The following is a 22,320-nucleotide window of genomic DNA, read 5'->3' on the forward strand; positions in this document are numbered from 1 at the left end:
GCCGGGGGCGGGGGGGGTTTCGTGTCGGGGGGGGGCCCCCCTCCGGGAGGGGCCCCCACCACGTCTCACCAATCCCAGCCGAGGGTGATCATCACTCGCCTCCCTTCGCGAAGTCGCGAAGGGACAACGCGCGGACGTCCCGCGCGGTTTAGGCGTGCTTGGTCGCCGCCGCCTTTTCCAAGCCCAGCAGGCTGATCGACTTCTCGCGCATCTCCACCTTGCGGACCTTGCCCGTCACCGTCATCGGGAACTCCTCGACGACGTGCACGTACCGCGGGACCTTGTAGCGCGCCAGCTTGCCTTCGCAGAACTCGCGCACCTTCTCCGCGGTCAGCGGCTCCGCGCCTTCGCGCATCCGGATCCACGCCATCAGCTCTTCGCCGTACTTCTCGTCCGGGACGCCGATGACCTGCGCGTCGAGGATGTCCGGGTGCGTGTAGAGGAACTCCTCGATCTCGCGCGGGTACAGGTTTTCCCCGCCGCGGATGACCATGTCCTTGATGCGGCCGGTGATGTTGAGGTAGCCGTCGCCGTCCATGACCGCCAGGTCGCCCGTGTGCATCCAGCGCGCCTTGTCGATCGCTTCCGCCGTCTTGTCCGGCTGCTCCCAGTACCCGAGCATCACCGAGTACCCGCGGGTGCACAGCTCGCCCGGCTCGCCGCGCGGCACGGTCAGCCCGGTCTCCGGGTCGACGACCTTGACCTCCAGGTGCGGCCCGACCCGCCCGACCGTCGACACGCGACGCTCGATCGAGTCGTCCGCGCGGGTCTGCGTCGACACCGGCGACGTCTCGGTCATGCCGTAGCAGATGGACACCTCACCCATGCCCATCCGGTCGATGACCTGCTTCATCACCTCGACCGGGCACGGCGAGCCCGCCATGATCCCGGTGCGCAGCGAGGACAGGTCGAAGCTCGCGAAGTCCGGGTGGTTCAGCTCGGCGATGAACATCGTCGGCACGCCGTAGAGCGACGTGCACCGCTCGGCCGCCACCGCTTCGAGCGTCGCTTTCGGATCGAACGCCGGCGCCGGGATCACCATGCACGCACCGTGGCTGGTGCACGCGAGGTTGCCCATCACCATGCCGAAGCAGTGGTAGAAGGGCACCGGGATGCACACCCGGTCCGCCTCGGTGTAGTTGCACAGCTCCCCGACGAAGAACCCGTTGTTGAGGATGTTGTGGTGGGACAGGGTCGCGCCCTTCGGGAACCCGGTCGTGCCCGACGTGTACTGGATGTTGATCGGGTCGTCGGCCGACAACCCGGCCTGCAGGTGCTTCAGCTGCGCCGGGTCCCCGCCCGCCGCCATCAGGGCCTGCCAGTCCGGCCCGCCGAGGATCACCACGTGCTCCAGCGCCGCGCACTTTTCCCGGACTTCCTCGACCATGGCCGGGTAGTCGGAGGTCTTGAACGCGTCGGAAGCGACCAGCAGCCGGATCCCGGCCTGGTTGAGCACGTACTCCAGCTCGTGCGACCGGTAGGCGGGGTTGATGTTGACCAGGATCGCGCCGATCTTCGCCGTCGCGTACTGCAGGAACGTCCACTCCGCCCGGTTCGGCGACCAGATCCCCACCCGGTCGCCCTTGCCGATCCCCCGCGCCACCAGCCCCAGCGCCAGGGCGTCGACCTCGGCGGCCAGCTCCCGGTAGGTCCACCGGCGCCCGGCGGTGCGGTCGACGAGGGCGTCGCGGTCGCCGAACGCCGCGACCGTCCGGTCGAAGTTGTCGCCGATGGTGTCCCCGAGCAGCGGGACCTGCGACGTCCCCGAGGCGTAACTCGGCAGGGCGGGCGCGTCAGGCATGGTGCCTCCTGAAGTCGGCGGTGACTGCCGCCGAGTCTAGGAACCAGGTGCCTGATCAGCCAGCTCAATGGCAGGATCCTCCGGGGAAGAGGGAGGGAACCCGATGCGACGAATCCTGGCATTGACCGCGGCGATCCTGCTGCTCGCGCCGGCCGTACCGGCGTCGGCGGCGACGCGGGTGATCGTGCTGCCCGGCGCCAGGTCCGCCGAAGGCATCACCCCGGCCGGCGGCGGCACCTACTACACCGGCGACCTCGTCGCCGGCACGATCTTCCGCGAGGACGTCAAGCGCGGCACCGCCGAGCGCTTCATCGAGGCGCCGCCCGGGACGACGGCCGCCGGGGTGGACCTCGACCGGCGCCACGACCTGCTGTTCGTCGCCGGCGGGGCGGGCGGCAAGGCCTACGTCTACGACGTCCGCACCAAGGCGAAGGTCGCGGACTTCACCTTCGGCGACCCGCGGACGTCCTACGTCAACGACGTGGCCGTGACCCCGCAGGGCGCGTGGTTCACCGACTCCTACCACCCGCAGCTGTTCTTCGTGCCGGTCGTGGCCGGCCGGCTCGGGGTGCCGCGGACCCTGCCGGTGACCGGGCCGGGCGCGGGCGGCTCCCCGGACGACTTCTTCATGAACGACGTCATCGCCACGCCGTCCGGCGACACGCTGCTGGTGGCCGCCACGACGCCCGGCAAGGTCTACACGATCGACCCGCGCACCGGCGCCAGCACGGAGATCGCGGGCCTGACCGCGCCGAACGTGGTCAGCCTCGTGCTGGAGGGGCACCGGCTCTGGGCGGTCCAGCTCGACGACAAGATCACCCGGTGGTGCCTCGACGGCGCCTTGAGCCACGCCGTGCCCGCCGGCACGATCACCGACCCGCTCTTCGACCAGCCGGTTTCGGCGGCGAAGATCGGCGACCGGCTCGCCGTCGTCAACTCCCACATCTACAGCGGCTACCCGCCCACCAGCCCGACCTACGAGGTGCTCGTCGTCGGCGCGTGAGTTGGTAAGGTCCGAACGGACTTCGAGGGGGGCGATCGATGGCCGGCCAGGGGTTTCGCGACGAGCTGACCCAGCTGCTGCAGGCGCGCTACCCGCTGCTGGTCGTCGAGACGCACGAAGAGCAGCGGGTGCTGCGGGAGATCCGCGCGGTCGCGGAGGACCAGCAGCGCCTCCGCACGCCGCGGCGCGTGTACGTCTGGTCGTCGACCACCGGGCTGGCGCCCGCCGGCGGCCCGCCGATCAGTGAGACCCGCAGCGCGGCCGCGGCGCTCGAACGGATCTACGGCTGGGGCGAGCCCGCCGTCTTCGTCTTCGCCGACCTGCACCCGTCGCTGGTCTCCGAAGGCGGCCACCGGCCCGATCCCGACGTCGTCCGGCGGCTGCGGGAGCTCGCCGCCGCGTTCAAGACGCGGCCCGTGCCGCTCAGCCTCATCCTGGTGTCGCCGTCGCTGCCCGTGCCGCCGGAGCTGGAGCACGACGCCACCGTCGTCGACTTCCCGCTCCCCGACCAGCGCCAGATCGGCGAACTGCTGGACGGCATGGTCGCCGCGCACCGGCAGAACGTCCGGATCAGCATCGACCGCGACGACCGGGACATGATCGTCGCCGCCGCGCGCGGCCTCACGCTGCCCGAAGCCGAGAACGCGTTCGCCAGGGCGCTCGTCGAGGGCGGCGGCCTCGACCCGAGTGACCTCGAGCTGATCCTCGCCGAGAAGCGCCAGGCCGTCCGGCGGTCCGGGATGCTCGACATCGTGCCGGCGGAAACGAGCTTCGACGCCGTCGGCGGCCTCGACCGGCTCAAGCGGTGGCTCACCAAGCGCACCGGCACCTGGACGCCCGCCGCGTCGGCGTACAACCTCGCCGCGCCGAAGGGCCTGCTGCTCACCGGCGTGCCCGGCTGCGGCAAGAGCCTGTCCGCGGTGTGCGTCGCGAACATGTGGCGGCTGCCGCTGCTGCGGCTGGACCTCGGCCGCGTCTTCGCCGGGCTCGTGGGCTCGAGCGAGAAGAACATCCGCACGGTCATCCGCACCGCGGAGGGCATCGCGCCGTGCGTGCTGTGGGTCGACGAGATCGAGAAGGGCCTGGCCGGCTCGGGCGGCGGTGGCGACGGCGGCACCGCGCGGCGCGTGTTCGGCACGTTCCTGTCGTGGATGCAGGAGAAGTCGGCGCCGGTGTTCGTGATGGCCACCGCGAACCAGGTCGACTCGCTGCCGCCGGAGTTCCTCCGCAAGGGCCGCTTCGACGAGATCTTCTTCGTCGACCTGCCTTCCGGGCCCGAGCGCGCCGCGATCTGGCGGATCCACCTGCGCAAGCGCGTCACCGACGCGTTCGTGGCGAGCGAACTGCGCCTCGACGACGCGCTGTTCGCCGAGCTCGCCGACGTCAGCGCGGGCTACAGCGGCGCCGAGATCGAGCAGGCCGTGCTGGCCGGCCTGGTCGACGCGTTCGCCGAGAAACGCCCGCTGCGCCGCGACGATCTCGTGCGGGCGGTGAAGTCGACCGTGCCGCTGTCGGTCACCCAGGCCGACGAAATCCTGGCCATCCGGAACTGGGCGGAGACCCGGGCCGTCGCGGCGACGGACACTTCCGGCGACGTCGTCGAGGCTCCCGTCGCACCACCGCAGCCGGAGTCCCCGAGGGGAAGGACGATCGACGTATGACGCACCGCGTGACCGTCACCATCGGCAAGGACGGCTCGATCAGCGCCGAAACGCACGGCGTGACCGGGTCCAAGTGCCTCGACTACATCCCGCTGCTCGAAGACCTGCTCGGCGCGGAGACCGTGACGTCGGAGTTCACCGAGGACTACCGGCGCACGTCGGCTTCGGCGGAGAACACGGCTTCGCAGCAGCAGTCGCAATGGAACTCCTGAACCTCCACCGGATCGTCGACGTCACCGCGGCCGAAGGTCCCGGCCTGCGGTGCGCGGTGTGGACGCAGGGCTGCTCGGTGCGCTGCCCGGGCTGCTTCAACCCGCAGACGTGGACGACCCGCGGCGGCACTCTTCTGCACTGGCGGGACCTGGTGTCGCGCGTTCTGGACATCGACGGCGTCGAGGGCGTCACGCTGCTCGGCGGCGAGCCGTTCGACCAGGCAGAGCCGCTGGGCGAGTTCGCCGCCGCGGTGCGCTCGGCGGGTCTTTCGGTGATGACGTTCACCGGGCACGTCCTGGAGGACCTGCCGCCGTCTCGGCTGCTGGGCTCGACGGACCTGCTGGTGGACGGGCCGTTCCTGGCCGACCGGCCGGAGCCGTCGCGCCCGTGGGTCGGCTCGGCCAACCAGCGGTTCCACTTCCTGACCGACCGCTACGACGAGTCGATCTTCACCACCCCGAACCGGCTGGAACTGACGATCTCGCCCGAAGGCGCGATCGAGCTGAACGGCTTCGCCACCACCGAAGTACTCGAAGCGCTGCTCGAAAGGGATCCCCGATGAGTGTCACGCTCAAGCTGCGCAGCGAGGCGCTGGCCCAGCTCAACGCCGCCACGATCGCCGCGCACACGCAGGCCGGCGTGGTCACCGTGCGGACCCGGATGCGCCACCGCGACCTCCTTTCCCGTGCGCTCACCGGACTGCGGGCGCAGGTGACCGACGACGGCAACTCCGTCGTCGCCGCGTGGGAGGGCCGGCGGATCACGTTCGTCTACGGCCCGGACGGCGTCCAGCTGGCGCACGTCGACGGCCCCGGGCTGGCCGAAGCCGAGGCCCAGCGGCTGGTGCTGTCGGTCGACGAGGCGTACGCGGCGGAGGTGCAGCGCTCGGTGCTCGCGCGGCTCAAGGAGCGCGCGGCGCGGTCCGGCATGGTCGTCGAGTCCGAGCGCGTCAACGCCGACCAGTCGATCAGCGTCACGCTGGCCGCCACGTCGTGACCGAGGTCAGGGTCGGGCTGGTCGAGTTCGGCAAGGCGCTCCACGACTCGGTCACCGTTCCCGGCCTCGGGGAACTGCCCGGCGGGCAGGTCAGCGTGGGACGCGCGGTCCGCGGCGCCCGCGCGCGGCTGCTGCGGCGCGACCGCGTCCTGGCCGACAACCTGCGCCTCGGGATCATGGTGCGGAAGAAGTTCTTCTCCAGCGAGGTCGAACCGGTGACCGACGCCGGGTTCGTCAAGGACGTCTACGTCGCGGCCGGGTGGGCGGGCCTCGGCCGCGGCGACTCGCTGGAGCTGTACACCGACGACCAGGTCGGTCCCGACTTGAGCCGGCAGGACTCGGTTGCCCAGGTCGTCGCGCCGGGCTACGACCAGCTGACCGGGTTCCACGTCCAGGTGGTCGTCCGGGACGGGGTCCTGCGGTTCGGTTCCCTGGTCACGCTGTCGCGCGGCGGCCAGCCGATGCGGGTGCTCGGGCTGTTCGGCCCGGGGCCGGTTCCGGAGCTGCGGACCGGGCAGCAGGGCACGGTGCTGCTGGGCTTCCAGTGCGACGTGCCGCCCATGGCGGGCGACACGCTGACGGCGTTCCACGAGCCTGCGCACGACCACCTGGAACGACGCGAGGGCGTCGCCGTGGTGCACGGGGTGAGCGACCTGGCCGGCGGTTCGGTGGTGGCGGCGGTCGAGGTGCCGGAGGGGCGCGCATCGCTGTTCACCGTCGGCACGCGGGCGCGGGTGCTGCGGCCGGCCGGGACGACGTTCAACGAGCGGAGCACGGTCGTGGCGTCGGACCTGCGGATCCTGTCGCTGGCCAGCGGCGGGGTCGCGGCGCCGACGAACGGCGGGGCGCGGACGTTCACGGTCGGGTTGGCGTACCGCGATCTGCGGCAAAACGACACGATCGAGGCTTACGTTCCCGCGGACGCCGTCGCGCTGGCTCCGCCGCCTTCGCCTGCTCCGCCGCTTTTGGACGTCAACTCGGCTTCCGGGCCGGAGCTGGCGCGGGTGCTTTCGCCGGAGCAGGTGACGAAGGCGCTGGAGCTGCGTCGGCGGCAGGGCGGGTTCCCGGACGTGGAAGCGTTCGGCGTCGCGGTCGGGTTACAGCCGCACGAAATCGTCCGCTTGCGCAAACAGGCGACGGCCGGCCGGGTGACATTCCGCGAGACGGGCGTGCGGCAGCTCGACATCTGAGCGCGGGGTGGCCGTTCCGCTACGCTCGGGGACGTGCCGGAGGAATTCTCACTGGGCCTGGCTGAGGTCGACACGGCGGTCCGGCGTACCGGCCTTCCGGCGAACTGGCACCCGTTCGAGATCCGCAGCCCGGGCCGCACGCTGGCCGAGAACGAGCGCATCGCGGCGGCTTCGTGGGAGTCCATGCGGGCGCGCGGCCTGGCGGGTCCGGACAAGCTGGACATCGAGGTGGAGCAGACGCTGCGGGCGTGGACCCAGCCGGACGTGCTGGTCATCGTCCGCGCGGCGGAGGAGAGCCGCCAGGTGTTCTACCGCGCGGCGATCGGCCACGGGCTGGGGGTGTTCTCGGAGCTGGCGGGCGAGGAGATCCTGTTCGCCCAGACCCGCCCGGACCGGCTGGTCGACCTGGTGGTGGGCATGCTCCCGGCGTACCGCCCGGTCCCGCTGGCCGAGCTGACGTTCATCGAGCCGGGCACCCGCCGCGACACGGACGCGGCGACGGAGTTCTCGGCGTGGCCCCTGCACCGGTACGGGACGTTCGAGTTGTCCGTCCGCTCTTCGGGGTCGTTGAAGCCGGTGGGGACGGTGACGTTCGTGGACAACGAGGGCGGCCGGTTCCTGATGTTCAGCGAGTCCCTGCCGGGCGGCGAAACCCGGGTCCGGTTCATCCCATCGGATGGTTCTCACCTGCGCACGTGGCTGCTGGAGCGTGGCCGGAACCACTGACGCGGGCGGTTCGTCACTAGTACAGTGCGAGAGGGCCACGCAGGGTGGCGGAGGACGACTGGGAGGGCGTCATGGGTGGTTCACAGTTCGGCGCGCCGGGGTCGTTCACACCCCCACCTGCTGCCGGTGATGCCGGGTCGAACTTCATCTCCGGGCTGCTTACCGAACCGGTGAGTTCGGAGTCCGCACAGCAGGCCAGCGACGCCGGCAACCGACTCAAGACCCTCGCCGAAGGCGGCCAGTTCGCCGTCAACGAAGAAGGCTTTCAGGCGTACATGAAAGCCTGCGACTTCTTCCTGGACGGCTGCGACCGGATGATCGTCGATCTTCGGATCCTGGCGGAGAAAGCCCGGATGGGCGGCAGCGACTACGCCAAGGCTGTTGCTGTCTTCAACGTGAAGGTGGCCGACGGTGAAGGCGACTCGCTGCTTCCCAACCTCATGAAGATGCGTGACGGCGTCCGGCAAGCACGCGAAGCCATGGTGATCGCGCGCAAGAACTACCGTGAAACCGAGGACGCGCACACCATGACCTTCTCCCAGCTGAACAAGGGGCTGCAGGCGCAGTGACCGCACGACGCGTTTCGATCGCGGTGGCCATCCTGGCTTTCGCCTTCAGCCTCACCGCCTGTACCGACCAGGTCGGTGGTCAGGCGGCACCCAGCTCGTCTCAGACCGGAACGTCGGCGCCGACGACCGGCAGCGAGAGCATCGATCCCGACAATCCTTTCGCGGGCTTGAACCCGTGCACGATCCTCGATCAGGCGCTCGAAGGGTTGGATTTTCCCAAAGCTGTTCCCACGGTCGCAGACGCCAAAGAGAGCTGCCGCGCCTCCAAGCCTTCGACTGTGAGCAGCCAGGGCGCCGATGTCGCGGTTTCGCTTCAGCCCGGGCGGGGGTACCGCGACAACGTCGGCAACCCGAGTCAGGCGAGCGAGGGCAACGTGAACGGCCGGCCCGCGATCGAAGAACGTGACCCGTTGAACGTGGCGGGCCAGTGCGGGGTGTGGCTGGAGGTCAAACCGACCTCTCGCGCTCAGGTACTCGTTGCTTCCGGTGGGGACACCCAAGCCTCTTGCAAGCTCGTCGAAGAAGTCGCTCCGAAGGTCGAGACACAGCTGCCCAAGACCAACTGAGACGGAGTTCTGCCATGAGTCAGCCGCACCGGGCGCAGCACCGCCAGTCCGAGGGTGACTACTACGCGGCCACCGCACAGAAGCTCGACGGCAACAGCAACGCCCAGCAACTGAGCCAGAGGGCAGCGTCGGACTACTCGGTCGCCCAAGGGAAACTCCTGCAGGAGGGGCAAACCCTGCGCGGGGACTCGCCGACCCCCGGGGACAACTACGCGAACAGGCCGCACGAGGCGCTGTACGACATGGTCCACAAAGACCTCGACATCGAGGGGATCAACGAGCGCAGCCTGGTGACAAACGTCTACGGCAACTGGCTGGCCGATGCTTCGAACCAGTTCCGCGACGCCGCGACCGCTGCCGGAGGTTCTTGGCAGGGCCCCGCCGCCGAGCAGGCGAACGGCTTTTTCCAAACGACCGCTGGACACACTGAGCAGACTGGCAACGCCATGCAGCTCATGTCGAACCACTACTCCCAGCAGTCCGCCGCTGCCCATTACGCCAAGACCAACATGCCCGAGCCCACCGGCTTCGATCAGCAAGCCGAGCTCGACAAGGCCAAGCAGCAGTACAACTCCGGCAACCTCATCGGCATGAGCAGCACCATGGCCGGCATCCAAGCCAAACAACAACAAGCCGATGCCGCGCACCAGCAAGCCGTTCAGGTTCTGCAGAACCTCGACAGCACCTACCACGAAACCGCCAGCAGCCAGCCCACTTACGCGCCTCCCCCGCAACTCGGGAACGGCGACTCCACCTCCGTCTCCGGCTTCCACGGCACCAGCAGCACCAGCTTCACCGGCACCCCCACCATCGGAGGCGGCACCACAGGCATCGGCGGCAGCTACATCCCGGGCGGCACCACCCCACCCGGCGTGACACCGCCCGGCACCACCCCGCCGAACTTCGTGCAGCCGGGCGTCACCAGTGGCGCCGGCAACAACTTCGCCGGTGGCAACACGAACTTCCGCGCCACCCCCGCCCCCAGCGGCTTCCCGCGCATGACTCCCGACGGCCTCGCCATGCCCGGCACCACCGCCGGCAGCACTCCCGCAGGCGGGGACACCGTCCGCGGCAAATCCGGCGTCGGACGCGCCGGGAGTGGGTTCGCCGGCTCGCGAGTCTCCGGGGGCGGCCTCACCGGTGGCCCGAAAGAAACAGCCGAAGGCGGCAAGACCGGCGGAAAGGCGCCTGGGGAACGGCTCGAACGCGGAGCCACCGCTGCTGCGGCTGCCAAGGGCAAAGGCTCAAGCTCGGGTGCTGCCGGGGCCGGTGCCGGCAAGAAGAAGGAAGACGACAAGGAACACAAGAACAAGTACGCCGTCGACGAGGACGTCTTCGACCTCAAGCCCGAACGCGGCCCCGATGGCGAAAAGATCGTCAAGCCCACCATCGGGGAGACGTAAGGGACAACCCCGGAATCTCCCGGAGAAATGATCAACCCGCCGAGGTCGCGGGCTACATTGGGAGCATGCGCTTCTTCGTCGTCGACGCCTTCACCGACCGGGCCTTCGCCGGGAACCCCGCCGGGGTCGTCCTTCTCGACGAGCCTGCCGACCCCACCTGGATGCAGGCCGTCGCCACCGAAATGAAGCACGCCGAGACCGCCTTCGTCGTCACCACCGACGAAGGTCCCAAGTCGCTGCGGTGGTTCACCCCGGCCGTCGAGGTCGCGCTGTGCGGGCACGCCACCGTCGCCGCCACCCACGTTCTCGGCGGCGAACAGACCTACACCACCAAGAGCGGCGAACTGCGCGCCAAAGCGAACGACGGCTGGGTCGAGCTGGACTTCCCCTCCGACCCGCCGACCCCGACCGACGACGACCTCTCCGAGATCCTGCCCGGCGTCGAGATCGAGTACGTCGGACGTGGCGTCGAGAACCTCTTCGCCGTCCTCAAGGACGCCGAAACGGTCAAAAAACTCGAACCCGACCTCGCCAAGCTCAAAAACACCTGGACCGGACGGCTGCTGGTCACCGCGAAGGGTGACGACTACGTCAGCCGCTTCTTCGCGCCGGGTGTCGGCATCGACGAAGACCCCGTCACCGGCTCGGCCCACTGCATCCTGTCGCCGTACTGGTCCGAGAAGCTCCAGAAAACCGAGCTCACCGGCCACCAGGTCTCCCAGCGCGGCGGGGTGGTCCGGACCCGCCAGGACGGCGACCGCGTCCACCTCGCCGGCCAGGCCGTCACCGTCGTGAGTGGGGAGCTGCACGTCTGATGCGCACGCTGCTGAACATCATCTGGCTCGTCCTGTGCGGCTTCTGGATGGCCCTGGGCTACCTGGTCGCCGGCGTGATCTGCTGCGTCCTGATCGTCACCATCCCGTTCGGGCTGGCGTCGTTCCGGATCGCGCGCTACGCGCTCTGGCCGTTCGGCCGCACGGTCGTCGATCGTCGCGACGCCGGCGCCGCGTCCTTCGTCGGCAACGTCATCTGGTTCATCTTCGCCGGGCTCTGGCTGGCCATCGGCCACGTCTTCACCGGCATCGCCCTGTGCGTCACCATCATCGGCATCCCGCTGGGCGTGGCGAACTTCAAGATGATCCCGGTGTCCCTCATGCCGCTCGGCAAGGAGATCGTCGAGATCCCCTGATCACGACTCCGGCTCGTACGGCAGCCGCACCACCAGGCACGGCCCGCCGACGAACAACCCGCCGTCGACGCCCAGCGCCTTGCCGCCCGCGTACAGGAACGGCCCCTCGATCTGCGTCGGGTGGATGCCGAGCTGGTCGGCGATCACGCTGTGCCCGTGCACGATCCGGATCCCGCCGAGGGCGTCCATGAGCTTCTGCGCGTTCTCCTCGCCGTCCGGGCCGCGGAACGCGTACCGCGTGGTCATCCGGCGCCAGACGTCCCACCACGCCTCGATGTCCGAGCCGGCCAGGATGTCGGCTGCCGCCTCGTTGATCTCCGGGACCGTGGACCCCCAGTCCAGGTACTCCAGCGTGTCCGAGTGCAGGAGCAGGTGGTCGGCCGCCAGCGCCGCCAGCGGACGCTGCGAAAGCCACTCGATGTGCTCCGGGGTCAGCCGGTCCTGGTCCGACAGCAGACCGCCGTTGATCTCCCAGCTGCGGGCGAAGCTGCGCGGGCCGAAGTCGGACGGCACCGGCTCGTCGCCGAAGTGGTACATCCCCAGCGCCAGGATCTCGTGGTTGCCCAGCAGCGTCTGGACCTGGCCGCCGGCCTCGGCCGCCTGCGCCTCGAGCCGCATGACGAGGTCGATCGCGCCGACGCCGTCCGGGCCGCGGTCGACGAAGTCGCCGAGGAACCACAACTCGTCGTCTTCTCCCGACCAGTTGTCCTCGTCGTCGACCAGGCCCTCGGCTCTCAGCGCTTCGACCAGCTCGTCCCGGTGTCCGTGGACGTCGCCGACCACGTACGTCGACTTGCTCATCCGGTGACGATAAGCCCTTCGCCCACCCGGCCGGTGGTCAGCCTTCGCCGAACGGGTCCAGGGTCCGCCCGATCAGGTCAGCGACCGAGTCGATCACCAGTGTGGGCCGATACGGATAGCGTTCGGCCGACTCCCGGGTGGATATGCCGGTGAGCACCAGGATCGTCTGCAGGCCGGCCTCGATGCCGGAGTGCACGTCGGTGTCCATCCGGTCGCCGATCATCAGCGTCGACTCCGAATGCGCACCCAACCGGCGCAACGCCGAGCGCATCATCAGCGGGTTCGGCTTGCCGACGTAGTACGGCGAGCGGCCGGTGGCCTTCTCGATCAGGGCCGCGACGGACCCGGTGGCGGGCATCGAGCCCTCCAGGCTCGGGCCGGTCGCGTCGGGGTTGGTCGCGATGAACTTCGCCCCGCCCTCGATCAGCCGGATCGCCCGCGTGATCGCGCTGAAGCTGTACGTGCGGGTCTCGCCGAGCACGACGTAGTCCGGGTCGCGCTCGGTCAGGACGTAGCCGACCTCGTGCAGCGCCGTCGTGAGGCCCGCTTCGCCGATGACGTACGCCGAGCCGTTCGGCCGCTGCGACGAGAGGAACTTCGCGGTCGCCAGCGCCGAGGTCCAGATCGACTCCTCCGGGATGTCCAGCCCGGTGCGCTCCAGCCGGGCGCGCAGGTCGCGCGGGGTGTAGATCGAGTTGTTCGTCAGCACCAGGAAGTCGATGCCGTTCGCCTTCAGCTCGGCGAGGAACTCGTCGGCCCCGGGGACGAGGTGCTCCTCCTTGACCAGGACGCCGTCCATGTCGGAGAGATACGTCCACCGGCGTTCGTTCATGCGCGGAACCTATCACGCGCGCGAGACACCTGCGATCAACGACGAAAACGGCTACAGTGTGAATTGCCGGTACCGCGAGGGGAGTCGCGTTCCCGGTCACCGAGGGGGTTCGGGGGAATACTTTTCGACGTCGTCGGCGCGATGCGCCGGCGCGCAATTCTTCCTGCCCCCCGAACGCGAAGGGGGAGAATCACATGACCGAAATCATCGAGCGCCCGGCGGACACCGCGCCGATCGCCGGGCCGAACTGGGGACTCACCAAGTTCCTCGACGCACTGCCGATTCCGCCCGTGTTCCGGGCCCGCAGCCGGGAAATGATCACCATTCCGATGGTGACCAAGCGCCAGCGGCTGCACTCGCAATTGCCCGAAAGTACGTTGTGGACGTACGCGGGCCATTTCCCGGGTCCGACGATCGAAGTGCGCAGCGGCAAGCAGCTGCGGATTTCGTGGTCGAACGAAATCGAGGGCGAGTTCCCGCTCGTCGCCGTTCAGGGGCCGGTGGCGGACGGCCCGACGAGCCGCCCGGGCCGCGAGCTCGACCGGCCGGGCTACTCGATCGTCGACGGCGTCGCCGACCTGCCCGCGTGGACCGTCGTCCACCTGCACGGCGCGCGCACCAACGCGGGCAACGACGGCTGGGCGCACAACGCCGGGCTCAAGGGCACGTCGCAGCTGGCCGAGTACCAGAACCAGCAGCAGGCGATGCCGCTCTGGTACCACGACCACGCCATGGCGATCACGCGGTTCAACGTCCACACCGGCCTGGCCGGGATGTACCTGATCCGCGACGACGAAGAGGACGCGCTCGACCTGCCGCACGGCGACCGCGAGATCCCGCTGATCATCACCGACCGGAACCTCGACACCGACCCGGCGACCGGCGCGCTCACCGGGCAGCTGCTGTTCAAGTTCCCGTACGTCCCGAACGGCCCGATGATCCCGTTCTCCGGGCCGTTCAACCTGGTGAACGGCGTGATCTGGCCGCACCTGGACGTCGACGCGAAGTGGTACCGCTTCCGGCTGCTCAACGCGTCGAACTCGCGGTTCTACACGCTGAACCTGGTCGACGAGAACAACAACCCGGTCAACGACGCCGTCCGCCTGATCGGCACCGACGGCGGCCTGCTGCCGGTGCCCGCCGAGCTGCCGCGCGCCGGCCTGACCGTCGCCCCGGCGGAGCGCTTCGACGTGCTGATCGACTTCAGCCGCTTCAAGGGCCAGAAGCTCAAGCTGCGCAACACCGACCCGCGGCTCGGCACGATCGAGCCGGACCTCATGGAGTTCCGGGTGGACGGCCGCGCGAAGCACGACTCGTTCACGCTGCCGGAGAAGGTCTCATCGTCCTACGTCCGGCTGCAGCACGGCACGACGCTGCCGGAGGACCACGACCACGTCTGGATCGCGCTGCTGCTGAACAAGGACGGCCACCCGGAGATGTGGGACCTCGAGCAGGTCGACGCCGACCCGGGCGGCGAGGGCGTCATCCAGCTCCAGGACCCCGCCGGCGGGCTGAAGACGTTCCGGATGGTCGGGCGGCTCTTCGACGACACCACGGGCATCTTCATCGACCACGACCGGTGGGCGGTGTGGAACATCGTGCACGTCGCGAACGGCGGCCCCGCGCACCCGGTCCACATCCACCTGACGGAGTTCCAGGCGCTGTTCCGGCGGGCGTTCACGACGACGTTCGACCAGGCGGCGGAGCGGACGACGGCGCCGATCAGCGGGTTCGCCGACGTGCCGCTGGAGAAGTACGAGGAGGGCTGGAAGGACACGATCATCGTGAACCCCGGCCAGTGGGTGAGCGTCGCCGGCCGGTTCGGCGGGGGCACCGGCGAGTTCATGTTCCACTGCCACATCCTCGACCACGAGGACGAGGGCATGATGCGGCCGTTCGTCGTGCACCCGCCGGAGGTGGCGAAGTTCCACGTCCACCCGGGCGGCGGCCACCACCACTAGGTCAGGAGGCCGCGGCCGGGTGCACCGCCACGGTCGCGGCCTTGACCGACAGCGTCACCGCCGAGCCGGGCTCCAGGGCGAGCTCGGCCACGGCGGCCGGCGTCAGGTCGGCGGTCAGGCCGTGCGCCCAGCCGTCGCCCTCGGCGCGGAGCCGGATCACCGGCCCGTGCGGTTCCAGGGCGGCGACGACGGCGTCGGTCGTGTTGCGCGGGCTGCCGCGGTGCTCGCCGTCGTGCGGGTAGACGGCGACGGCGTTCGGCGGGAACACCGCCACCGCGGGCTCCCCCAGCACCACGTCCGCGGCGGGGATCCCGCTCACCACCTCGTCCGACGGCGTCCGCAGCCCGTCGGGAACCGCGGTGCCGGCGACGAGGTTGAGCCCCGCGATCCGGGCGGTGAACGCCGTTCGCGGCGCGGAAAGCACTTCTCGGGTCGGGCCGCGTTCGACGATCCGGCCGCCGTTCAGCACCGCGACGTGGTCGGCGAGCGCCAGCGCGTCCAGCGGGTCGTGCGTGACGAGCACGGTCGTCGGCCCCGTCTTGAGCACCCGCCGCAGCAGGCCGCGGATGGCCGGCGCGGCGTCGACGTCGAGCGCCGCGAACGGCTCGTCGAGCAGCAGCAGGTCCGGCTCGGCGGCCAGGGCCCTGGCGATCGCGACGCGCTGGGCCTGCCCGCCGGACAGCTGCCCGGGCCGCCGGTCCGCGAGCGCGACGGCGTCCACTTCGGCCAGCCAGTAGAAGGCCCGCTCGCGCGCGGCACGGCGGCCGGCGCCGGTCGAGCGCGGCGAGAACGCGACGTTGTCCGCCGCGGACAGGTGAGGGAAGAGCAAAGCGTCCTGGGACAGCAGGCCGATCCCCCGCCGGTGCGGTGCGACGCCGGCCAGCGCGCGCCCGGCCACGGTGATCTCCGCCGACGCCGGGGTGATCAGCCCGGCGAGGCACCCCAGGACCGTCGACTTGCCCGAGCCGTTCGGGCCGAGCAGCGCCAGCACGGTCCCGGTGGGCACGTCGAGGTCGACGTCGAGGGAGAACGAGCCGCGAACGGCGGAGATCCGGGCGGTCAGGCTCACCGCAGGCCGCCTTCCCACGAGCGCGGCCGCGCGACGGCGATGACCAGGATCGCCACGACGATGAGCAGCAGCGAGAGCGCGACGGCGCTGTCGATGTCCACTTCGGCCTGGGTGTAGACCTCGAGCGGCAGCGTGCGAGTGACGTCTTCGAGGCTGCCGGCGAAGGTGATCGTCGCGCCGAACTCGCCGAGCGCGCGGGCGAAGCTGAGGACGACGCCGGAGCCGAGCGCGGGCAGCAGCAGCGGGAGCGTGACGCGCCGGAAGACCGTCCACGGGCGCGCGCCGAGGGTCGCGGCGACCTGCTCGTAGCGGTCGCCCGCGCCGCGCAGCGCGCCTTCCAGGCTGACCACGAGGAACGGCATCGCGACGAACGTCTGCGCGATGACCACGGCGGTCGTGGTGAACGGGACCGGCTCCCCGGTCAGCGTGGTGATCAGCATGCCGAGGAAGCCCTTGCGGCCGAGCAGGTAGAGCAGCGCGAGGCCGCCGACGACCGGCGGCAGCACCAGCGGCAGGAGCACGATCGAGCGCAGCAGCCGGACCCCGCGGAAGCGGGCCCGCGCGAGGACGACGGCCAGCGGCACGCCGAGCAGCACACAGGCCAGAGTGGACAACGCGGCCGTGATGAGCGACAGCCGCAGCGCGTGCCACGACGACGGCGTCGCGATCAGCGACGGCAGCCGCGTCAGGTCCGAGCGCACGAGCAGCCCGACGACCGGCAGGACGACGAGGGCCAGCGCGAGCGTGGCCGGGATGCCCAGGACCCACGGGACGCGCGAACGGCCGGCCGGGACGGATCCCGGCCGGCCGTTCGCGGGCCGCTTACTGCGCAGGGCCGAACCCGGCCTTCGTCAGCTCGTTCTTGCCCTCGGTGCCGAGGACGAAGTCGTCGAACTGCTTGGCGAGGGCGCTCTGGCCGCCCTTGACCACGGCGATCGGGTAGCTGTTGATCGCGCCCGACGCCTCGGGGAAGTCCACCTTCTCGACCTTGCCCGCGGCGGAGGTGGCGTCGGTGACGTAGACCAGGCCCGCGTCGGCGTCACCGGAGGCGACCTTGTTCAGCACCTGCTTGACGTCCTGCTCTTCGCTCTTCGGCTTGAGCGTGACGCCGGTGGCGGTCTCGACCTTCTTGGTGGCCGAGCCGCACGGCACCTGCGGCGCGCAGGTGACGACGGTCAGGCCGGCCTTGTTCAGGTCCGCGAAGGACTTGATGCCCTTGGGGTTGCCCGGCGCGACCGCGATGGCGAGCTTGTTGGTCGCGAAGACCGTCGGCTGGCCGTCGATCACGCCGCCCTGGACCGCTTTGTCCATGTTGGCCTGGTCGGCCGAGGCGAAGACGTCGGCCTTGGCGCCGTTGGTGAGCTGCTGGACCAGGCCGGACGAGCCCGCGAAGCTGAACTTCACGGTGACGCCGGGGTGCTGGGCCTCGAACTCCTTGCCGAGCGCGGTGAACGACTCGGTGAGGGACGCGGCGGCGAACACGGTGAGCGTGCCGGTGCCGGCGTCGCCGCCGCCCTTCGGCGCGGGCGCGGTGACCGACGACCCGCCGGTCTGCGTGCTGGGCTCGTCCGAGCTGCTGCACGCGCCCGCGAACAGGGCGACGGCCGCGACGGCGAGAGCGAGCTTCTTCATCGACTTCCTTCCGGTGTCTCCACCACAACAGTGGTCGCTTTGACCACAGCGACCGCGAGCACTCCCGGGCGCAGGCCCAGCTCGCGGACGGCTTCCGTACTCATCAGGGACACCACGCGGTGTGCCCCGCACTGCAGTTCCACCTGGGCCATCACCTTGTCGGCGATGACCTCGGTGACCAGCCCGACGAACCGGTTGCGGGCCGAGCGGCCCACGGCGGAGGGGTCTTCGGGGCCGGAGGCCTGTGCCCGGGCGAAGCCCGCGAGCTGGGCGCCGTCGACGACCTTGCGGCCGGCGGCGTCGTCGGTCGCGGTCAGCTGCCCCGCGCGCACCCACCTCCGGACGGTGTCGTCACTGACGCCGAGCAGGCGCGCGGCCTCGGACAACCGAAATTGCGGCATGGCGCAGACATTATCTCCGCAGTTGAGGAAAAGCTACGCGGGGCGCGAATTGTGCATGACTTCGGCGCGCAGCTGTTCGAGGATGACATTCTGATAACGCTCGATCGCTTTTCGCTCGGCCGGGGAGAACTGCGCCAGCGTCTCGCGGAGGGCGTCGAAGGCCGGCTCGAAGAGCGGCGCGAACCGGTCGGCGGCCCCCGGCACGACCTCGACGAGGACCTTGCGCCGGTCCTCGGGATCGCGCACGCGGCGGACCAGACCCACCTTCTCCAGCCGGTCTATGACCCCGGTCACGGCGCCGGTGGACAGGCCCGTCAGCTCGGCGATCCGGCCCGCGGTCAACGGTCCGCCCGATTGGATGACCAGGTCGAACGTCTTGTGGTCGGTGCCGGACAGGCCCATCCGCTCGGCGATCCGCGCGTGGCGCAGGACGGTGAACGTGCTGCCCGCGCGGCCCAATTCCGCGAAGCGGAAGAGCTCCTCTTCGGTGACCGGGTAAGTCTTTTCCGTCACAGGGCCTCGTTAGTTCGGCAACTGAACCACTCACTCGACAAAGGATCCTACTTGGCACACCGGGATCGCGCGTTCCGGAGCTACGCTGTGCGTAATGACAGCAGTGGATCTCGGGTTTCCTCGCGTCCCCGGTACACGAGGGTCATCTCGCGTGCCCAGGCCCGAGAACCCGCACCTCATCGACACCTTCGGCCGGGTGGCCACCGATCTGCGGGTTTCCCTCACGGATCGGTGCAACCTGCGCTGCACCTACTGCATGCCCGCGGAGGGCCTCGACTGGATGCCGGGCGAGCAGGTGCTGACCGACGACGAGCTGGTCCGCCTGATGCGGATCGCCGTCGAGCAGCTCGGCGTCACCGACATTCGGCTCACCGGCGGCGAACCGCTCCTGCGGCCCGGTCTCGAGGACATCATCGGGCGCGTCACGGCGTTGTCGCCCCGGCCGCGGCTCTCCATGACCACCAACGGCATCGGCCTCGCCAAGCGTGCGGCCGGGCTCGCGGCGGCCGGGCTGAACCGGATCAACGTCTCGCTCGACACCGTCGACCCCGAGACGTTCAAGACGATCACGCGCCGCGACCGCCTCTCGCACGTCGTCGCGGGCCTCGCGGCCGCGCGGGACGCCGGGATGACGCCGGTGAAGGTCAACGCCGTGCTGATCCGCGGGGTCAACGAGACCGAAGCCGTGCCGCTGCTGAAGTTCTGCCTCGCCGAGGGCTACCACCTGCGGTTCATCGAGCAGATGCCGCTGGACGCCCAGCACGGCTGGAACCGCGGCGAGATGATCACCGCGGCGGAGATCCTGTCGATGCTGGAGGCCGAGTTCACGCTCACGCCGTTCCCGGTGGCGCGCGGCGGTGCGCCGGCCGAGCGCTGGCTGGTCGACGGCGGCCCCGGCGACGTCGGCGTGATCGCGTCGGTGACCCGGCCGTTCTGCGCGGCCTGCGAGCGGACGCGCCTGACGGCCGACGGCGCGGTGCGTTCGTGCCTGTTCAGCAACGACGAGACGGACCTGCGTGCCCTCGCGCGCGCGGGCGCGCGCGATGAAGAGATTGCGGACGCCTGGCGGGCGACCATGTGGGGCAAGCTCGCGGGACACGAGATCAACGACGCCGGGTTCGCGCAGCCGATCCGGCCGATGAGCGCGATCGGCGGCTGAGATGTCGACACTGACCATCGTGGTGCGGTACTTCGCGTCGGCGCGGGCCGCGGCGGGCGAAGAAGAGGAGAAGGTCCAGCTCCCGGCGGGCGCCTCGGTGGGCGACGCGGTGGCCGAGCTGCGGCGGCTGCACCCGGTGGGGCTGCCGCGGGTCCTCGACGCCGCCAGCTACCTGCTCGACGGGATCGCGGTGCGGGACCTGACCCGGCCGCTGCGGGACGGCGCCGAGCTGGACGTCCTGCCACCCTTCGCGGGCGGCTGAGCCCGGCTTCGACGGCCGCCGGCGTATCGCGCCCGGCGGCTTCGCTCTCCCTATAACCGGCCGACCGCTCACGCGGCGCCGCCGACCGCTCGGCGAACCCCCTTCGGGGCCCGGCGTGGCGCGTCACCAATTCCGGCTGTTCACGAGAAGCTGGCCCCGCTTCGCCACCACGCCTTCCGGTGACACGTTTCGCCTGGTCCGTCGCGGTGCGTGGCCTCCACGAGGTGTTCGCACGGAGGCGCACGGTTCCGGGAGTGGCGTCAAACCCCACGAACAGGTGGGACCACTGTGACTCAAGGGGCACCTGAGGCAGACTTGTCAAGTCTGGCGCACTCCGGTGCACAGTCATAAGATGCGCGCTTCAATCGGCGGCCGGGCGTCGCGAACGGTCCATTCGCCGCGGAAAACACGTGATCCAAGCCTCACGATCCGTGTTTTATCTCGGCAAGGAAACGGGCAGATAACGGCCCGCTGACCTGCACAAACACCCGTATCGACGGGGGTTGCGTGTCGTTACTGTGACGTAGGTCACGCCCCGAATAATTTCCGATCACGGCTCTCGTTACGTACCGTCGCTTTTCGGTTGGCCCCGACCAACCAGCACGACCGGGAATCCGTAGCGCCTAGCCCTGTCCGACGGATCCCCGGACCCATACCCCGAGCGAAAGCATTTCCGGACAGGGACGAGGGGACGACGAAGACGCGCCGTGCGTCGGACTCGCCCGCCGGTCTGAGACGGCCGGCGCCAGGACCCCGATCCTGACCCTCAGCACCAGCTCGTAGGCGCAGGAAAACCGAGAAGCATCCAAATGTCTTACCGAGGCAAGCACCGCAAGATGTCCGCTGCCACCCGCACCGTCGCTCGCGTCGCCATCGCGGGCATCGCGGTCGGCGCTCCCCTCGCGATCGCCGCGACCCCCGCGTCGGCGACCAACTGGGACGCCATCGCGCAGTGCGAGAGCGGCGGCAACTGGAGCACCAGCACCGGCAACGGCTACTACGGCGGCCTGCAGTTCACGCAGAGCACCTGGAAGGCCTACGGCGGCACCGGCAGCCCGCAGAGCGCGTCCCGCGAGCAGCAGATCGCCGTGGCCGAGCGCGTCCTGCAGGGCCAGGGCATCGGCGCGTGGCCGGTGTGTGGCAAGAAGGGCGGCGGCTCGTCGGCCCCCAAGGCCACCCACAAGTCGACCACCACCACCAAGAAGTCGACCGCCCCGAAGAAGAGCACCGCTCCGAAGGTGGCGGCGGCTCCGGCGGCGACCGGCGTGGCGTCCTCGAACCCGGCCGGTGACTACACCGTCGTGGCGGGCGACACCCTGTCCAAGATCGCCAAGCAGTTCAACGTCCAGGGCGGCTACCAGAAGCTGCAGGAGCTGAACGCGAAGTACATCCCGAACGCGGACCTGATCCTCGTCGGCCAGAAGATCGCCACCAAGTGACGATCTCGCGCAGCGATGCGTAAGTCCGGCCTCGAGCCGTGACTGCCAAGCCCTCCACCGCCAATCCCCCGGGCGGTGGAGGGCTTGCGCCGTTCTTGGCGGGTGGCTGAGGTCGCCGACCGTGCCTGAGCGGGCTGACCGGCAGCTCACCTCGCAGGCACCGAGCCACTGCGGGCCTCACTACGGCAGCTCGCCTCGCAGGCACCGAGATTGCGGCCTCACTCCGGCAGCTCGCCTCGCACCCGTCGAGCCATTGCGGGCCGCCCTCCGGCAGTAGCCGCCCGGGCCTGCCGCCTCGCAGCTCCGCGAACCAGCTCAGCCCGTCGTCGGGCCGACAGCTACGCTCGCCGGCACGGAGCCGCCGCGGGCCCATCCGAGCCGCCTCCGCCCGCCTTGAGGCCCCACGCCGCCTCCTCGGCCCAGCCGGCCGCCTCGAAGCCGCCTGAGCGGTCCTCAGAGCCCGCGGATCCGCTCCGCCTCCCTCAGCTGCATCTCCTCGCCCCGGCGCAACACCTCCACCACCAGCTCCAGCTGCTCGGCCGTGTAGTCCTCCAGGATCGCCCGGCCCGCGCGCTCGATCGGGGCGTAGATCTCCGCCAGCAGCCCGGCCGCCTCCGGGGTCAGCTCCACCACCGCCCGGCGGCGGTCGTCCGTGGCCGTGCGGCGGGTCAGGTGTCCCGCGTGCGTCAACCGCTGGATCGCCGTCGTCGTCGCCGCGGGGCTCAGCCTGGCCCGCGTCGCCAGCTCGCCCGCCGTCAGCGTCCCCGCCTCCGCGACCAGGCCGATGATGCGCAGGTCCGTCCGGTTCACCCCGAACGCCGCCGCCGCGGCTTCGTCGACCACGTCGCCCGCCGCGCCCGAGGCCGCGGCCGCCCGGGTCGCCTCCGTGACCAGAGATTGCTTCGACACTCGAAAGAGTCTACCGTGACCACAG

The 22,320-nt window shown here is 70.3% G+C and carries 25 protein-coding genes; 16 read left to right on the forward strand and 9 right to left on the reverse strand.

Going from position 1 to position 22,320, the window contains the following annotated elements; translation table 11 throughout:
• Positions 1–148: 148 nt before the first annotated feature.
• Positions 149–1,801 (reverse strand): AMP-binding protein, encoded by a 1,653-nt coding sequence (locus AB0J40_RS14045; RefSeq protein WP_364452067.1) that lies wholly within the window; start codon positions 1,799–1,801, stop codon positions 149–151.
• Positions 1,802–1,904: 103 nt separating this feature from the next.
• On the opposite strand from AB0J40_RS14045, the gene AB0J40_RS14050 reads away from it, so the two are divergent.
• The 12 genes from AB0J40_RS14050 to AB0J40_RS14105 all read left to right on the forward strand — a co-directional run bounded on the left by AB0J40_RS14050 (position 1,905) and on the right by AB0J40_RS14105 (position 11,317).
• On the forward strand, positions 1,905–2,804 hold the full coding sequence (locus AB0J40_RS14050; RefSeq protein WP_364452070.1) for a hypothetical protein: 900 nt from the start codon (positions 1,905–1,907) through the stop codon (positions 2,802–2,804).
• Between the two features lie 38 nt (positions 2,805–2,842).
• A complete protein-coding gene (locus AB0J40_RS14055; RefSeq protein WP_364452073.1) occupies positions 2,843–4,465 on the forward strand; it encodes an AAA family ATPase in 1,623 nt (540 codons plus the stop codon).
• The gene (locus AB0J40_RS14060; RefSeq protein WP_360468238.1) at positions 4,462–4,677 is read left to right on the forward strand and encodes a DUF2997 domain-containing protein; all 216 of its coding nucleotides are present in this window, start codon (positions 4,462–4,464) and stop codon (positions 4,675–4,677) included. Before AB0J40_RS14055 ends, AB0J40_RS14060 begins: the two co-directional genes overlap by 4 nt.
• Complete coding sequence (locus AB0J40_RS14065) at positions 4,665–5,240, forward strand: 4Fe-4S single cluster domain-containing protein (protein ID WP_364452076.1); 576 nt, start codon at positions 4,665–4,667, stop codon at positions 5,238–5,240. The genes AB0J40_RS14060 and AB0J40_RS14065 overlap by 13 nt, the downstream gene beginning before the upstream one ends.
• Positions 5,237–5,674: a hypothetical protein gene (locus tag AB0J40_RS14070; protein WP_364452078.1), complete on the forward strand. Its 438-nt coding sequence runs from the start codon at positions 5,237–5,239 to the stop codon at positions 5,672–5,674. Before AB0J40_RS14065 ends, AB0J40_RS14070 begins: the two co-directional genes overlap by 4 nt.
• Positions 5,671–6,864, forward strand: coding sequence for a hypothetical protein (locus AB0J40_RS14075; RefSeq protein ID WP_364452080.1), 1,194 nt, complete (start codon positions 5,671–5,673; stop codon positions 6,862–6,864). Before AB0J40_RS14070 ends, AB0J40_RS14075 begins: the two co-directional genes overlap by 4 nt.
• A 33-nt stretch (positions 6,865–6,897) precedes the next feature.
• A complete protein-coding gene (locus tag AB0J40_RS14080) occupies positions 6,898–7,590 on the forward strand; it encodes an ESX secretion-associated protein EspG (protein ID WP_364452082.1) in 693 nt (230 codons plus the stop codon).
• Between the two features lie 44 nt (positions 7,591–7,634).
• Positions 7,635–8,159: a hypothetical protein gene (locus AB0J40_RS14085; RefSeq protein ID WP_364452085.1), complete on the forward strand. Its 525-nt coding sequence runs from the start codon at positions 7,635–7,637 to the stop codon at positions 8,157–8,159.
• Complete coding sequence (locus AB0J40_RS14090; protein ID WP_364452088.1) at positions 8,156–8,725, forward strand: DUF3558 family protein; 570 nt, start codon at positions 8,156–8,158, stop codon at positions 8,723–8,725. Before AB0J40_RS14085 ends, AB0J40_RS14090 begins: the two co-directional genes overlap by 4 nt.
• A gap of 14 nt (positions 8,726–8,739) precedes the next feature.
• Positions 8,740–10,128, forward strand: a complete 1,389-nt coding sequence (locus tag AB0J40_RS14095; protein ID WP_364452091.1) for a hypothetical protein — start codon at positions 8,740–8,742, stop codon at positions 10,126–10,128.
• Positions 10,129–10,193: 65 nt separating this feature from the next.
• Positions 10,194–10,943, forward strand: coding sequence for a PhzF family phenazine biosynthesis protein (locus AB0J40_RS14100; protein WP_364452093.1), 750 nt, complete (start codon positions 10,194–10,196; stop codon positions 10,941–10,943).
• Positions 10,943–11,317, forward strand: a complete 375-nt coding sequence (locus AB0J40_RS14105; RefSeq protein ID WP_364452096.1) for a YccF domain-containing protein — start codon at positions 10,943–10,945, stop codon at positions 11,315–11,317. Before AB0J40_RS14100 ends, AB0J40_RS14105 begins: the two co-directional genes overlap by 1 nt.
• On the opposite strand, the gene AB0J40_RS14110 is transcribed toward AB0J40_RS14105, so the two are convergent.
• Together AB0J40_RS14110 and AB0J40_RS14115 are read right to left on the reverse strand one after the other, a co-directional pair.
• The gene (locus AB0J40_RS14110) at positions 11,318–12,118 is read right to left on the reverse strand and encodes a metallophosphoesterase (RefSeq protein ID WP_364452098.1); all 801 of its coding nucleotides are present in this window, start codon (positions 12,116–12,118) and stop codon (positions 11,318–11,320) included.
• 37 nt (positions 12,119–12,155) lie between these two features.
• A complete protein-coding gene (locus AB0J40_RS14115) occupies positions 12,156–12,950 on the reverse strand; it encodes an HAD-IIA family hydrolase (protein ID WP_364452101.1) in 795 nt (264 codons plus the stop codon).
• A 194-nt stretch (positions 12,951–13,144) separates the two neighbouring features.
• On the opposite strand from AB0J40_RS14115, the gene AB0J40_RS14120 reads away from it, so the two are divergent.
• On the forward strand, positions 13,145–14,911 hold the full coding sequence (locus AB0J40_RS14120; protein ID WP_364452103.1) for a multicopper oxidase domain-containing protein: 1,767 nt from the start codon (positions 13,145–13,147) through the stop codon (positions 14,909–14,911).
• A 1-nt stretch (position 14,912) separates the two neighbouring features.
• On the opposite strand, the gene AB0J40_RS14125 is transcribed toward AB0J40_RS14120, so the two are convergent.
• From AB0J40_RS14125 to AB0J40_RS14145, 5 genes are all read right to left on the reverse strand, one after another.
• Entirely contained in the window at positions 14,913–15,980 is a 1,068-nt protein-coding gene (locus AB0J40_RS14125; protein WP_364452105.1) for an ATP-binding cassette domain-containing protein, read from the reverse strand.
• Complete coding sequence (locus tag AB0J40_RS14130) at positions 15,977–16,741, reverse strand: ABC transporter permease (protein WP_364452582.1); 765 nt, start codon at positions 16,739–16,741, stop codon at positions 15,977–15,979. The genes AB0J40_RS14125 and AB0J40_RS14130 overlap by 4 nt, the downstream gene beginning before the upstream one ends.
• A 61-nt stretch (positions 16,742–16,802) precedes the next feature.
• Positions 16,803–17,612 carry a molybdate ABC transporter substrate-binding protein gene (modA, locus tag AB0J40_RS14135; protein ID WP_364452107.1) on the reverse strand — a complete coding sequence of 270 codons (810 nt, stop codon included), beginning with the start codon at positions 17,610–17,612 and terminating at the stop codon, positions 16,803–16,805.
• The gene (locus AB0J40_RS14140) at positions 17,609–18,013 is read right to left on the reverse strand and encodes a helix-turn-helix transcriptional regulator (RefSeq protein ID WP_364452110.1); all 405 of its coding nucleotides are present in this window, start codon (positions 18,011–18,013) and stop codon (positions 17,609–17,611) included. Before AB0J40_RS14140 ends, modA begins: the two co-directional genes overlap by 4 nt.
• Positions 18,014–18,046: 33 nt before the next feature.
• Positions 18,047–18,526 (reverse strand): MarR family transcriptional regulator, encoded by a 480-nt coding sequence (locus AB0J40_RS14145; protein WP_364452113.1) that lies wholly within the window; start codon positions 18,524–18,526, stop codon positions 18,047–18,049.
• Positions 18,527–18,677: 151 nt separating this feature from the next.
• Here AB0J40_RS14145 and moaA point away from each other — a divergent pair, with 151 nt between their 5' ends.
• The 3 genes from moaA (at position 18,678) to AB0J40_RS14160 (ending at position 21,386) form a co-directional block, all read left to right on the forward strand.
• Entirely contained in the window at positions 18,678–19,685 is a 1,008-nt protein-coding gene (moaA, locus tag AB0J40_RS14150) for a GTP 3',8-cyclase MoaA (protein ID WP_364452115.1), read from the forward strand.
• 1 nt (position 19,686) lies between these two features.
• Entirely contained in the window at positions 19,687–19,947 is a 261-nt protein-coding gene (locus tag AB0J40_RS14155) for a MoaD/ThiS family protein (RefSeq protein ID WP_364452118.1), read from the forward strand.
• An 809-nt stretch (positions 19,948–20,756) separates the two neighbouring features.
• A complete protein-coding gene (locus tag AB0J40_RS14160) occupies positions 20,757–21,386 on the forward strand; it encodes a transglycosylase family protein (RefSeq protein ID WP_364452121.1) in 630 nt (209 codons plus the stop codon).
• 453 nt (positions 21,387–21,839) lie between these two features.
• Here the strand turns inward: AB0J40_RS14160 and AB0J40_RS14165 are convergent, their stop codons facing one another.
• Positions 21,840–22,295 (reverse strand): MarR family transcriptional regulator, encoded by a 456-nt coding sequence (locus tag AB0J40_RS14165; protein ID WP_364452123.1) that lies wholly within the window; start codon positions 22,293–22,295, stop codon positions 21,840–21,842.
• Positions 22,296–22,320 lie beyond the last annotated feature (25 nt).

Source organism: Amycolatopsis sp. NPDC049691 (assembly GCF_040675005.1).
In the GTDB taxonomy this organism is placed as follows: domain Bacteria; phylum Actinomycetota; class Actinomycetes; order Mycobacteriales; family Pseudonocardiaceae; genus Amycolatopsis.